The sequence below is a fragment of the Micromonospora sp. NPDC047740 genome, from assembly GCF_043204735.1.
GTDB lineage: Bacteria > Actinomycetota > Actinomycetes > Mycobacteriales > Micromonosporaceae > Micromonospora.
Map to the genome: position 1 here is coordinate 116,089 of NZ_JBIDCT010000008.1, position 13,029 is coordinate 129,117.

At 74.1% G+C, this 13,029-nt stretch carries 10 protein-coding genes; 2 read left to right on the forward strand and 8 right to left on the reverse strand.

What is annotated here, in order from left to right; all coding sequences use genetic code 11:
• Positions 1-21 precede the first annotated feature (21 nt).
• Positions 22-687 (forward strand): GTP cyclohydrolase I FolE, encoded by a 666-nt coding sequence (gene folE, locus ACGF4F_RS16635; protein ID WP_073837713.1) that lies wholly within the window; start codon positions 22-24, stop codon positions 685-687.
• Between the two features lie 136 nt (positions 688-823).
• On the opposite strand, the gene ACGF4F_RS16640 is transcribed toward folE, so the two are convergent.
• Positions 824-1,525: a hypothetical protein gene (locus tag ACGF4F_RS16640; protein WP_393078100.1), complete on the reverse strand. Its 702-nt coding sequence runs from the start codon at positions 1,523-1,525 to the stop codon at positions 824-826.
• A 64-nt stretch (positions 1,526-1,589) separates the two neighbouring features.
• Positions 1,590-4,115 (reverse strand): FtsK/SpoIIIE domain-containing protein, encoded by a 2,526-nt coding sequence (locus ACGF4F_RS16645; RefSeq protein ID WP_393078103.1) that lies wholly within the window; start codon positions 4,113-4,115, stop codon positions 1,590-1,592.
• A gap of 239 nt (positions 4,116-4,354) precedes the next feature.
• Between ACGF4F_RS16645 and ACGF4F_RS16650 the strand changes: the two genes are divergently transcribed.
• Positions 4,355-4,915 (forward strand): hypothetical protein, encoded by a 561-nt coding sequence (locus tag ACGF4F_RS16650; RefSeq protein WP_393078106.1) that lies wholly within the window; start codon positions 4,355-4,357, stop codon positions 4,913-4,915.
• Positions 4,916-4,919: 4 nt separating this feature from the next.
• On the opposite strand, the gene ACGF4F_RS16655 is transcribed toward ACGF4F_RS16650, so the two are convergent.
• From ACGF4F_RS16655 to ACGF4F_RS16680, 6 genes are read right to left on the reverse strand one after another with little or no spacing between them, the layout of a single operon-like run.
• On the reverse strand, positions 4,920-5,519 hold the full coding sequence (locus ACGF4F_RS16655; protein WP_393078109.1) for a hypothetical protein: 600 nt from the start codon (positions 5,517-5,519) through the stop codon (positions 4,920-4,922).
• Positions 5,520-5,532: 13 nt separating this feature from the next.
• Positions 5,533-6,708, reverse strand: a complete 1,176-nt coding sequence (locus ACGF4F_RS16660) for a M23 family metallopeptidase (protein ID WP_393078111.1) — start codon at positions 6,706-6,708, stop codon at positions 5,533-5,535.
• The gene (locus tag ACGF4F_RS16665; protein WP_393078114.1) at positions 6,705-7,256 is read right to left on the reverse strand and encodes a hypothetical protein; all 552 of its coding nucleotides are present in this window, start codon (positions 7,254-7,256) and stop codon (positions 6,705-6,707) included. Before ACGF4F_RS16665 ends, ACGF4F_RS16660 begins: the two co-directional genes overlap by 4 nt.
• 5 nt (positions 7,257-7,261) lie before the next feature.
• The gene (locus ACGF4F_RS16670; protein ID WP_393078116.1) at positions 7,262-9,193 is read right to left on the reverse strand and encodes an MFS transporter; all 1,932 of its coding nucleotides are present in this window, start codon (positions 9,191-9,193) and stop codon (positions 7,262-7,264) included.
• Between the two features lies 1 nt (position 9,194).
• Positions 9,195-12,611: an ATP-binding protein gene (locus tag ACGF4F_RS16675; RefSeq protein ID WP_393078119.1), complete on the reverse strand. Its 3,417-nt coding sequence runs from the start codon at positions 12,609-12,611 to the stop codon at positions 9,195-9,197.
• Between the two features lie 49 nt (positions 12,612-12,660).
• Positions 12,661-13,023, reverse strand: coding sequence for a hypothetical protein (locus ACGF4F_RS16680; protein WP_073837722.1), 363 nt, complete (start codon positions 13,021-13,023; stop codon positions 12,661-12,663).
• Positions 13,024-13,029 lie beyond the last annotated feature (6 nt).

The window sequence follows — 13,029 nt, forward strand, 5'->3', positions numbered from 1 at the left end:
GCCAGCTCCCCTAACCGGGAGCTGGCCGTCTCCGCGACCGAGCCCGATGGCGAGGACGGCCTCGACTACGTCGCCGCGCGCCTGATCAGCGGCAAGCTGACCGGGCGTCCGGTGGAGGAGACCATCGATCTCGCGCGGATCGAGAAGGCGGTCCGGGAGATCCTCATCGCTGTCGGTGAGGACCCGGACCGGGACGGCCTCCAGCAGACGCCCGCCCGGGTCGCCCGCGCGTACGCCGAGCTCTTCGCCGGCCTGCGGGTCGATCCGGCGCAGGTGCTCAGCACCACCTTCGAGGCCAACCACGAAGAGCTGGTGCTCGTCCGGGACATCGACGTGATGAGCCTCTGCGAGCACCACCTGCTCCCGTTCCGGGGCAGCGCGCACATCGGCTACATCCCCGGGCCGGACGGCCGGATCACCGGCCTGTCCAAGCTGGCCCGGCTGGTCGAGGTCTTCGCCCGCCGACCGCAGGTGCAGGAGCGGCTCACCTCGCAGATCGCCGACCTGCTGATGAGCCGGTTGGCCCCGCGCGGCGTCGTGGTGGTGCTCGAGTGCGAGCACATGTGCATGGCGATGCGCGGCATCCAGAAATCCGGCGCCAAAACGATCACCTCGGCGGTGCGGGGCACCCTCCAGCACGACGCCAAGTCCCGGGCCGAGGCGATGTCCCTGATCATCCCCCGCTGACCGCTCGACATCCCGACGGCCGCGTGCTCCCGCCCCGGAGCGCGCGGCCGCCGTCGTAGGGCGACTGCGCGGAGCATGCGCCGCCCTCCTGCGGCCGCCGGCGGAGCGCCCGTCGTCGTCCGGCAGCCGGCCGCGCTCAGGCGGCCAGCATGGCCAGGACGATCCCGGCGCTGGCCAGCACCGCCGGGACCAGGCACACCAGCGCGCCGAACCGGGGGGTGCGGTCCACCCGGTCCGTCGGGCGGGGCCGGAACAGCCGCCCGACCGTCAGCCAGCCCACCATGAACGCGACCGCCGGCATCGGCAGCCCGACCACCAGCGCCAGCACGCTCGCCGGGCTGGTGCCGGTGGCGAGGAAGAGCACCACCTGGATCAGCGGGACGATCAGCGCCAACGGCCCGTACACCAGCAGGTTGCGTGGGCGCGCCGGCCAGCGCGCCAGCCGGGGCAGGCCGCGCGCGGCAAGCGTGTCGTCGGCGGCGTCCGCCCACCCACGGGCGGTCCGCAGACCGGCCAGCACCGCCGCCGGACCGGCCGCCATCGACCGGGCCGCCTCGGTCACCTCCGGCGGCGTCGGCACCAGCGAGATCGCCGGTACGCCCAGCTCCCGCAGCCGCGACTGCTGCGGGGCCAGCCGCTCCCGGACGGCAGTCAGCTCCTCCCGGGCCGCCGCCACCGACCGGGCCTGCTCGCTGGCGGCGGTCGCCGCCGCCCGGCGTACCCCGTCGAGCTGCCGGGCGGCGGCGACGTAGTCCGCCCAGGCCGCCTCGGCCGGGTCGACGTCGGCCGTCGGCCCGCCGGACCGGGGCGTGGGCACGGGCGTGCCGGTCTCGCTCACGCCGTCGCCTCGCTTCGCTCCCCGGCGGCGCGCGGCGCCACGCTGCCGAGCCGGACGTCCGCGCTCACGGCAGCGGCCCCTCCCCGAACGGCACCAGCACCGTCCCCTGCTCGCCCGGGCCGTCCCAGAGCATCGCCCGCCCTGGCCGGGGCCGCCACAGCACAGGCCGGTCGAAGAGCTGCTCCAGCCGGCTGCCGGGCACGTCGGTCACCACCACGGCGGTGAGCTTGTCCACCTCGCCCTCCGGGCCGAGCACCCCGACCAGTGGCCCCACCGAGCGCCACCAGCCGAGCAGGTGCCGCCCGGCCGGCGGCCCCTCCAGCAGCAGCGACCGCAGCCGATCGGGCGGCAGCTCGGCCGCGTCCGGCACGTCCAACCCGAACACCACGAGGTAGCCGGGCTCGTCCGCCTCGATCGCCGCCCGCAGGCCGGCCACGTCGACAGTCTCGACCGCGTGTCGCTCCGCCAGCTCGGCGGCGAGCGCCGCAGCCGGCTCGACCGACCCGTGCGCCAGTGGTGCCAACACGAACCGGGCCGCGCCGTGGTGTGCCGCCACGCTCCTCGCGGCGGTCAGCAGCAGCCGTTCCGCCTCCTCGTCCCGACCCAGCACGGCGAGGTTCCTGCCGGCCGCCGGCCCGAGCGGTACGGCCACCGTCGAGCGGCGCACATCCACCGCCCGGCCCGGCAACGCGGCCGGTGTGTGCGCCCGACCGGCCAGCGCGGCCCGGTAGCGCGGGTCGTTGGCGAGCAGCGGGCGCGCGTACCCGGCGAAGACCACCGGCGGGGTGGCGTTCTCGGGTCGGGCCGACCAGAGGCGGTGCCGCAGCTCGGCGAGAACCTCAAGGTCCGCGTGCGGGTCCGGGAACCGGATCATCCGCTCGTGGCCCCGGGTCGCCCCGCGCGGCCCGCCCAGCCCGCCGGCCGTGTTCACCACCGCGCTGCCCACCGGCAGGCCGGCGGCCGCGTCGTTCGTCGGCTCCAGCACCGCCGAGCCGCCGGCCAGCGCCACCCGGACCGGGAACTGGCCGAGCAGCGGGTCGCGCGGGCCGCCGATGCCGAGGTCGCCCTCGCCGGCCAGGACCAGATGGATCCCGTACGCCCGGGCGGCGCGGGCCAGCGCGTCCAGCCGGGCCAGGGTGTCGATGGCCAACCGGTCCCGCTCGTGCAGCAGCAACGGGAAGTTGTCGATCACGCAGACGATCCGGGGCAGCTCCTGGTGCTGGCGCAGCTCCGGGTAGCGCTGCCCGCCGGCTCGCCGGCCGGCCTCCTCCCGGCGGCGCAGCTCCGCCGTCAGTTCGCCGAGCAGGTCCGCCACGTACTCCCGGTCGGCGGCCATCCCGGCGGCCCGGACCTGCGGCACCCAGGAGCGGTCCCGCTCGGTCTGGAGGAACTCCACGAAGGACTCGCCGTCGCCCAGGTCGGCCAGGTAGAGGGCCAGTTCGTCGGGGCCGTAGCGGGCGGACAAGCCGAACAGCACGTTGGTGAGGAACGCCGACCGCCCCGCCCCGGAACGGCCGCTGACCAGCCAGTGCGGGGTCAGCTCGGTGAAGCCGAGGCTGACCGGTCGCCCCGCGGCGTCACCGACCATGGTGGACAGCCCGTCGACCGCGCGGTCGGCCCACAGTTCGCCCGCTGGGAGCAGGTCGGTCAGGGCGAGCCGGCTGCCGTCCTCGATCTGCCGGGCCAGCCGTAGGCAGACCCCGACGACCAGTTCCTCCGGCGGGTCCTCCGCCACGAAGACCGGGCAGTTGAGCCCGCCGGGCGGCTCGGCGCCCGGGCTGCTGAAGCCCACGCCCGGCGGATCGCCGAGCAACGCGTACGCGGTGCGCACCGCCAGCGGGGTGGCCTGCGGCAGTGGGTTCCCCGCCGGCCAGCCGGCCACCACCAGGTGCAGCCCGGCCCGGTGCCCCTGGGCGGCCAGCCCCCCGATCCGGGCGAGGTCGGATGGGGCCGTGCCGTCGGGCAGCCCGGCCACCGCCAGCAGCAACGTACGGTCGTGCCCACGCTGCCGGGCCGTGCCCGCGGCCACCCACTGCTCGGCCTCGGTGAGGACCGCCCGGAGTCCCGCCACGTCGGTCGCCGGCGGGGGCAGCAGCCCGGCATCGGCGAGCGCCGCGAACCCGGCGAAGGTCGCCCCGGCACCGGTGCCGTCGACCGCGCGGGCCAGCAGGGCCCCGGCCGGCGTCGCGGCGAACAGCCGGAGCAGGAGGGCCCGGAGCAGGCCGGCCACCCGCGGATCGTCGGCGCCGGCGTCAATGCTCAGATGTCCACTGCCGAACAGCGGCACCAGCGCGGGGAACCGGGCGTCGTCCAGTGGCGCGGCGGTGCCGACCCGGACGACGGGCGGCGGGCCGTCCCCGGGCGGGGTGGCCACGGCCAGGGTCTCCAGCGGATCGCCGGCCCAGCCGGGTGCGGCGAGGGCCGCGGCCGCCCGGAGCCGCTCCGCCAACTCGTACTGCCGGTGGTGGTCCGCGGGCGCCGGACGGATCTCGTCGAGGATGCCGGCGGCGGCGGTCGCGGCGGCCTCGGCCCGCCGGTGCAGCGCGGCGGCCCGACCGGCTCGCGCCTTCGGACTCGCCACCGCGTCCACCTCTCTTCCCGAGGCCGACATCTCCTCCCCGAGGTGTGACGGTATCCCAGCCGAGGGCCGTGCTCCGGGATGTCGGTCGGCGCTGCGCCGGTCTTTGCCGTGGTGGTGAGCCGGCTCACCCGATCCCGCCGGCCGGGCCGCCGGGGGCGCCCACGCCGGCGGCGGCCGGCCCGGCGGTTCGCCACGATCGGGGGATCTGGGGCATTGGGTACGCGGCGCGCAGCCGATAGCCTCAGGAGGTGGAATCAGTGCAGCCCCCCGCCGGTTCCCAGGTCTCCCGCGTACCGGCGCAGCGGACCCCGCCCGAGCAGTTGGCGCCGCCCGCGCCGGCCCCGGCGCCGGAACGTCCGCGCCGGCCGCTGCGTGCTGTCCTCACGGTCGTCGCCGGGGTGCTGGCGCTGCTCTGTGCCGGCGGCGCCGTCGTCGGTTTCGTGCTGTACGACCGCGTCACCGCGCCCGACCGCAGCAGCCCCGACGTGGTGGTGGTCAACTATCTCCAAGCCATGCTGCTGGCGCGTGACGACAACAAGGCGAGGCTGTTCACCTGCGACGATGTCATCCCTTCCATTGACGGATTCCGAGACCAGATCGCAAGCCGGGAGCAGGAGTTGGGGGTCACATTCTCGATCAACATCGAAAATGTCGCGGTATCGAAGACCGACTCCTCCAACGCAACTGTCGTCGCCGTGATCAGACGAAGTGCGGTGGTGGACGGAGTGCAGCAGAGCATTACGGACACTTGGCGCTTCGGGCTCAGACATCAGAACGGTTGGCTTGTCTGCTCTGCCCAGCCGATCTAAGGGCTCATTCAAGCCATAGCAGGTGGACCGGGACCTCCAACGTGATCGGTGCCTGGCCGCGCCACGCCCACCGGTACCACTCCAGCTCCGGCGCCACTCGGACGCAGATGTCCCCGTCCGTGCCGGCGTAGGTCTCGGTCACCGCGCGGAGGTCGCGCTGCTCGGTCGCTCCCGTCACGTGCACCACGCGTCGGCCAGCCACCGAGTCCGCCTCGACGACCGGGGTGGGCGGGCGACGGGTGGGCGCGTCGAGGGAGACCAGCCGGAGACCCGACCCGGCCGGTCGGGCCGCCGACCCCCGTCCGCCCACCGTCTCCACCCAGACCCGTTCCACCGGCACCAGCGGCGCGAAGACCTCCACCTGCTCCGCCTCGGCGCGGTACCACTCGTGCTCCGGGATGACCGGCACGTACGTCCGGCTGCCCTGCACCACCTGCTCGTCGGCGCGCAGATCGCCGCGCCAGCCGAGGCCGGGCAGGCCGACCAGCACCCGCCGGCCCCGCAGGTCGACGCGGCCGGCGGCGGGGACGATCTCGACCGGTCGGGGCGGCCGCGGCGCCCAGTCGGGCTGGTCCGCGAAGGGGTCGGGCAGGGGATTGCTCATGTGCCAGCGAACCTCATGCGGTGCCGACCAGCGGTGCGCCGCGCTCCCGCATGAACGGCACAGGATTGATGGCGCCCCGGCTGGACCGGTCGCCGTCGGTGTGCACCTCGAAGTGCAGATGCGGGCCGGAGGAGTTTCCGCTGCTGCCGGAGTAGCCGATCACCTGGCCCGCCGCCACGGCCTGCCCGGGCGTCACCGTAGGCCGCTGGATCAGGTGGCAGTAGCGGGTGACGTAACCGCCGGCGTGCAGGATGTCCACGAACCAGCCGCAGCCGCCCTTGCCGGGCCAGCCGTCCCGGTCGCAGTCCCGCCGTCCCGAGTGGTCGGGGTCGCAGCGGGCCACCAGTACCCGGCCGGTGGCCGCGGCGTGGATCGGCGTCTTCTTGTCCGCATCCAGGTCGACCCCGTTGTGGCTGGGGCGTTCGGCGGTGCGGAAGCCGGAGACGATGCCGCCCGGGAGTGGAGCGGTCCAGCCGGAGGCGGCGATCCGGGCGCCGGCGGCGGCGTCGCAGACCGCCTTTCCGGCGATCTCCACCGTGCGGGCCGCGCCCCCGGCGAGCGCGTCGACGATCCGGCCGGCCAGGTCCTCGTGCTTGGCGTACGCGTCCGGGAAGGCGCTGACCTGCACCCGCTGCGCCACCACGGTCAATGGGCGCCGTTGCCAGTTCGGCACCTTCAGCAGCTTCTCATAGAACTTGCCGGCGGCGTAGGACGGCGTCATCCGCTGCTGCACGCTGCCCCAACCGGGCCGCTGCTGGAACAGGCCCAGCGAGTCGTGGTCGGAGCCGACGCCCTCGTGCGGCAGCGTGAGCGACGCCGGCACGGTGGTGTTGGCGAGGTTGCGCAGGGCGGACTCCTGCATAGCGGTGGCCAGCGCGATGACCCAGCCCCGGGCGGGCACCTTCATGTCCTGGCCGACCTTGATGATGACGGCGGCGTTGCGCAGCTGCCCCTCGCCGTACTCGGTGAAGCGTGGCATGTCCCCGGTGATGTCGACCTGGTAGGCGGCGTCGCAGCCCAGGCCGGCGGTCAGGCCGTCCTTCTCGTCGCCGCCAAGCTCGGTGAGGAAGAACGCGCCGGCGCCGCCGACGCAGCAGAGCAGGGCGAGCACCGTGGTCAGCGCGGTGACCAGCACGCCGAGCCGCAACCGCCGGCGGCGCGGGACCGTCTCGTCCGCCGCGGCGCTCATTGCCGCTCCCAGTCGACCACGTCCACCAGCCACCGCCCGTCCGAGACCACCAGTTCCAGCCGGAGCCGGCCGCTGTCGAGCGGGACCAGCGCTTCCACGAACGACTCCGTCCGGGGCCGGAGGGTCACCTGGCCGGCCACCTGCCGGGCCGGCACGCTCTCCGGGTCCGCGCCGGTCAGCTTTTCGGTCAGCGCGCTCGTGGACAGCGGCCGCAGGCGGCTCTGCCAGTCCTCCCCGCTGCTGCCTGGGCCGGTCAGCCATGCGGAGGTGAAGCGGCCGGCGGTCTGCTCGGGGGTCAACTCGCCCGGCCGGGTCTTCGGCGAGGGCGGCGGCGCCGAACTCGCCAGCACGCCGTCGTCACCGGCCTCCGGGTCGACGGTGCTGATCGGCTCACGTGGCCGGTTGCTCAGGCCGGCGGTCGGGTCGACCGGACCGGAGAACAGCCGGGCCGCGCCGATCACGCCGAAGACCAGGGCGGCGATCACGAGCGCGACGCCGAGCCGGGACCGCAGGACCCGGGTGACCAGGAATTCCAGCGCCCGACGCATCGGCCTCACCGCGCCTCGGAGCGCACCCGGGGGGCCGGGTCGGCCGGCGCGCGGTCGGTCGAGCCCGGCCGGTAGACGGCGAAGGAGGGAGCCTCCTCGGGCACGTCGGGCTCAGTCCAACTCGCCGGCTGCCGGCGGGGGCGTGGCGCGCTGCTGCGGCGTCCGCCCTGCGGCTCGGGCGCCGGCGTCTCCTCGGCTCGTTCCCGCCCGTCCGGCCGCTGGCGTTCGGCGGCCCCGGCGTGCGACGGGTCCTCGTGCCGGGCCTCCGGCCGGAGGCTGCTCTGCTCGAGCGCGACTCCGCGCCGCCGGCCGAACGCCGGCTCGGCGGTGCCCCCGGGCTCGGCCACGTCCAGCCGCGCCGCCACACGCATATCGCGGAAGAACCGGCGGTGCCAGGAGCCGGCCGAGCTGATCGCCTCGCTGCTGTCCTTGCCGCCGAGCTGGGTGATCCGCCGGTACGGGCGGAGCAGCAGCCAACCCACCACGCCGCAGAGCCAGACCAGGACCACCTGAAGCCAGCCGGGCAGTGCGGGCGTGTTCATGATGAGGTCGACCGCGAACAGGTAGATCGCTGCGCCGGTGCCGAAGATGGCGATGTTGAAGACCGCCGCGACCACCGCGTTCGCCAGCCGGCGGAGGCCCGCGCTCGCCGGACGCAGCAGACCGACCGTGCCGAGGATCGGCGCGGCGATCACCGCCCAGCGGAAGATCAGGAAGCCGAGCAGCACCAGCAGCGAGGCGGTCAGGTCAAACATTGCGAAGAGGAGCGCTGCCAGCACTGCGATGAAGCCAGCGCCGATCCGGTCCATGTCGCGTTTGCCCTGGAGATACTCGTAAGCCTCCGGGTCCTCCGTCTTGATCTGCTCGGCGACCGTCATCCACTGCTGCTGCTTGGCCTTAATGACAGCGTCACGCGTTGCCGGGTTGGCTCGGATCGACCGTGCCTCACCCCAGGTCAGCGACTTGGCATCATAGAGCGCTGGGCCGTACTTCTTGGCCGTCTCGCTGTCGGCCGAGCCGAGCACACCCCGCAACCAGTTCCGGTACAACATGGTTTCGGTGGCGGTATCGCTAGCCCGAACAGCAGGCGGACGCAGGTCCTTGCAGCGGTCGGGGTTGTCAGAGATGCAGCGGCCAGGGCCCGGATCCTGCTTCTGCGGCCCGACGGCGTCGTGCACCACGCCGAGCGTAGTGATCAGAGTGTTGTCGGCGAGATTCGCCGACTTCACCGGCCAGGCGGCCAGGGCGGTCACCGCCACCATCACCAGCAACGCCCAGCCGGCCGTGGTCATGGCGTTGCTCATGTCCGCCTGGCGTGACCGCCAGAGCAGGTAGAGGCCGACCACGCAGAGCGTGATGATGCCGAAGACGCTGAACACCTTCTGGTAGACGGCCTTCGTGGCCTGCTCCACCAGCGGGTCCGCCCAGGCCCACATCGAGCGCGGGTCCCAAGCCCGTTCGCGCAGGGCGTTCGAGGCCCCGATAATCGCTGTGGCGAACATGAATTCGCCGTTGGCAACCGTCGTGGTGAACTTGTAGTCAGGGTGAAGAACCGTTGACGCGCAGCCACCATCTACGTCGTAGGTGGTGTAGTTGTAGCCGGCGTATCCGTAAAGGCTGTATCGGCCGGTCGCTCCGCTGGCGGACTCCGGCGGAGCGCTGGCAAACCAGCCGGCCAGGCCCGAATCAGGGGCGCCGGGGGTAGGAGGTTCAAGACAGTCCGCCCGGTCCGACGCCACCTTCTCGAGCCGGGCGACGCAGGCGCGGAAGTCGGCCTGCCACTCCTTGGTGCTGCACAGCTCGGCCCGGGCCGCGGCTACCGGTGTGGCGGTGGCGTACGCGGGTGTCGCCCCGACCACCGGCCACGCGATGGTGGCCACGGCGAGTACGCCGACCGCGAGGAGGAGCGCCGCGATCCGTGCCCGGGCCCTCGCCATGTCACGCCTCCAGATCAGCCAGGACGGTCGGCAGCTGCCCGGCTGCCTGGGCGGCGGCGGGGGTCGTGTCCAGGTGGTCCAGCAGCCCGTCCACGTACGACACGTCGACCCGGACCTTCTGCACCCGCCCGTCGACGTCGCGCATCACGAATTCGCGGAAGCCGAGCCGGGCGGCCGATCCGGAGTCCGCCTGGGAGAGCGAGGCCAGGGTGGCTTCGTAGCCGTCGTTGACCGGCACCCGCAGCAGCCGCAGCGCCTCGGAGGCGATCTCGGTGTCCTCGGCGATCCGGCCGACGAAGACGGTGGAGACCAGGTTCTGCACGTCGAGGCCGAGGATGTCCTTCGGGTTCTGCGAGGCGACCAGGGCGGCGAGGTTCCACTTGCGGGAGTCGCGGGCGAGGCGGACCAGGAACGACCGCCCGGAACGCCACCCCTCCATGAAGTGCGCCTCGTCCAGGCCGACCAGCTTCCGGGAGGACATCGAGCCGCCGTAGCAGCGGCGGACGGCCAGCCGGTGCGCGGTGTGCAGCATGGGCAGGGCGAGGGCCTCCTCGGCCGACCAGTACTCCCGCTCGATCTTCAGGTCGGGCAGCCGCAGCCCGGCCATGGTGATCACGGTGAGCGCGGCGTCGGCGCCGAGCAGCCCCTCCGGCGGCCGGCCGAAGAAGAGCATGGCCAGCGGCATCTCGGCGGTGTCCAGCAGCAGGTTGGCCAGCTCCCGGCCGGCGTCGTCGTCGAGCCCCTGGAGGCAGGCGACCACGTCGTCCAGCGTGGCGGTCTCCTCGGCCGGCACCTGGCGTACGGCGTGCCGGAACAGGGTGGCGGTGGACGCCTCCCGGGCTACCTGCGGGGGCACCAGCATCATGCAGATGTCCTGCACCAGCATCCGGCGCTCGGCGCGGGCGTTGGAGACCGCGATCTCGAACTCCCGGTCACCCGCCGAGCCGGCAGCGAACTCGCTGCGCAGCGGCGTCGGGATCAGCGCGTACGGGGCGAGGGTCCCCTGGTCGGAGCCGGTCAGGTTGAGCACCCGCGCGTACGGCGCCAGCTCCGGCATCGCGCAGAGCCGGGCCAGCGGGCCGGACGGGTCGAGCAGGGTCACCTGGACGCCGCGTCGGGCGGCCAGATAGCCGAGCGCGCCGAGCAGGGTGGACTTGCCGCCGCCGGGTTCGGCGACGAAGACGGCGAGCCCGGACCGTTCCCGTACCTCCATGGGGAAGTGCAGATCGAGGAAGACCGGGCGGCGGCAGGTGCCGGCGGTGCGGCCGATCAGGTCGCCGCGCCGGTCGCCGACCGTGGACGCGGCCTGTGGCAGCGCCGCGGCGAGCAGGTTGACCGGCATCCGCCGGACGTAGCCGGTGTTGGCGATCGGCTCGCCGGGGATGAACTCGCGGGCCAGCCAGTCCTGGTTCTTCGGATGCTGGAGCGAGATCCGCAGCTCGCGCGAGTAGAGCTGGATGAGCCGCCGGGCCCGCTCCAGGCACTCCTCGCGGGTCCGACCGCCGACCGCGATCCGGTGCCAGCCGTGCGCGCGGGCCGAGTCGACCGGCAGGCCGGTGGTCATCTCGTCGCCGATCACCAGCGCCCGCTTGGCGAGCCGTTCCAGCTCCGGCGGGGCGTCGATGCCGTGCTCGGCGTAGTCGAGCTGCTGCGAGCGGATCATCCGGAGCCGGTGCTCGAGGTTCCGGAAGGAGTCGCCGGGGCCGAGAATGTCCACCCGGGTGGAGAGTTCCATCGGCCACGGCAGGCGCTCGTGGAAGTGCAGCCAGGGCTCGTGCCGCTCGGGGATCTCCAGCGGCTCCATCCGGCCGACCGCGAGCACGGCCACGTGCCGCTCCTCGCCGGTCATCCGGTTGACCAGCTTCACCGTCGAGCCGTACGGAGTGCGGTAGCGCTCGACCTGCTCGGTGAGGGCGAGCAGATCGCCGCGTTCCCACCGGCCGTTGGTCACCGGGGAGAGCGCGCCGGGTGGCGCCATGCAGAGCGCGACGGAGCGGTAGAGCAGCCACTCCAGCTCCTGCGCGGTGACCCGGCGGCCCCGCATGCCGAACGCCCCGAGCACCTCGTCGAACTGCTCGACCGTACGGCCCAGCCGGCGGCGTTCGCCGTCGGCGGTGCCCCGGCCGAAGGTGCGCAGCAGCCGCTCGGTGAGGGAGTCCCCCAGTGACCGGCGAGCGAAGGTGACCCCGAGGTAGGTCTGCCCCTCGGCGTGGTTGACCGCCATCAGGTGCCGCTGTGCGGCGACCAGGTGGTCGGCCCAGCCGGGCGTACCGGGCACGTCGGGCAGCGGCGCGGCGGTGTGCGCGTCGATGGTGCGGGCCCACTCGTCGGCCGGGAACGGCCGGGTGGTGCGGCGCAGGTGCAGCCGGAAGCCGGCCAGGCCGGCGTACTGCTCGGAGATCGCCGAGAGCAGCGCCTCGCGTTCGGCGTCGGGGCGGAACGCCCAGCGGACCTCGGGCAGCCAGTACCAGGCGGTGACCGTGTTCGGGGTGAAGGTGAGGTGACCGGCGATCTCGGTAACGGCCAGTTCCACCGACGGGTCCCGGTCGCCGAACTTGATCTTCGGGGGGCGGACCCGAACCGGCTTGACGGGCTTCCCGCTCAGCTCGGCGGACCGCTGCCGCGGCGGGGTCACCTCCCGGCCGGGCGCGGTGGCCACCTCGCGACCGTTCGACCGGGTGGCCGGTTCCACGCGCCGGTCGGTGCGGCGGGCCGGGCGGTCGACCGGGGGCGCCGGGTCGGCCAGGTCCGGCTCGGTGGTCGGCCGGAGCACGGGGAGCCGATCGCCGGCCTGGTGCGGTACCCGGGTACGGGCGGGTGCCGGGTCGAGGGCGGCCGGCCGTTCCACCGGCGAGGCGCCGTGCGACGGCGCGGCCTCGGCGGCCTCCCGGGGTCGGCCCACCGGCCGTACGCCGGGGGCGCTCTCCCGGCGCCGGGCGCTGGGCGGCTCGTCCTCCGGTGCGCCACCGTGCTCGCCCTGCGACGCCGGGAGTGGCTCGGTCGGGGCGGCGGGCTGGTGCGGGATGGGCAGCGCCTCCCGCCCGACGCCCCGGCGGGGCGGCGCCACGACCGGTGTCGGCTCCGTCGCGGGAGGTGGACCGGCCGGAGGGCTTTCGGGTCGGACCGGGCGCCGTGCGCCGGGCTGCGCGCCGCCGAACAGGTCGAGGAACGGCGAGTCGATGTCGCCCCTGTCGCCGGCCGCCGGCATCCGCTGCTCCGGACCGGGCGGGCGGGGCGACACCGGGCGGGGCGGTTGGAAGACCCCGACCCGACCGTGCCCGGGGCTGGTGACCAGGGCCGGGTCGAGCGCGACCTCGTCGAGCTCCTCGTCCTGCGGGTAATCGAACGATCGCGCTCGGTTACCGTGCGGCCCGGCCGGACGTCCGGCCGGGGAGCCCGGCGTGGAAGAGCGACTCATGCGACCGCCTCACCCGCGTCGTTCGTCCGCGCCGGTGGCGTACGCCCGGTCATGCCAGTTCCTCCCGGATCCTGATCCGGCTCGCCACCAGCCGCGGGTCGCGCAGCTCGGCGGCCGGCTCCCGGGTGCGTCGCCAGTCCGTCAGCGCGGTCCGGATGACCATGCGCGCCGGTCGGTCCGGGTCGACGTGCCGGAAGATGAACGAGGTGGTCACGATGGCCAGCGAGATCTCCCAGGCGGGGAAGAGCTCCACCTGCAACGTGAACAGCCAGTGGATGAACATGTAGAGGGGTACGAGCAGCATGAACAGGCCGTACTGGGCGTACGGCAGGTGGACGGGCAGGGTGTACCCGGGCGGCCCGAGGTAGACGAGACGAGCCCGGTAGATGTCGTCGTCGGTGCGCAGCCGCATGGTCGC

Excerpts from the sequence above, each read along its gene's own strand:
- ACGF4F_RS16670 (WP_393078116.1), bottom strand. The coding sequence starts at position 9,193 with ATGGCGAGGGCCCGGGCACGGATCGCGGCGCTCCTCCTCGCGGTCGGC.
- ACGF4F_RS16660 (WP_393078111.1), bottom strand. The coding sequence starts at position 6,708 with ATGAGCGCCGCGGCGGACGAGACGGTCCCGCGCCGCCGGCGGTTGCGG.
- ACGF4F_RS16675 (WP_393078119.1), bottom strand. The coding sequence starts at position 12,611 with ATGAGTCGCTCTTCCACGCCGGGCTCCCCGGCCGGACGTCCGGCCGGG.
- ACGF4F_RS16665 (WP_393078114.1), bottom strand. The coding sequence starts at position 7,256 with ATGCGTCGGGCGCTGGAATTCCTGGTCACCCGGGTCCTGCGGTCCCGG.
- ACGF4F_RS16680 (WP_073837722.1), bottom strand. The coding sequence starts at position 13,023 with ATGCGGCTGCGCACCGACGACGACATCTACCGGGCTCGTCTCGTCTAC.
- ACGF4F_RS16655 (WP_393078109.1), bottom strand. The coding sequence starts at position 5,519 with ATGAGCAATCCCCTGCCCGACCCCTTCGCGGACCAGCCCGACTGGGCG.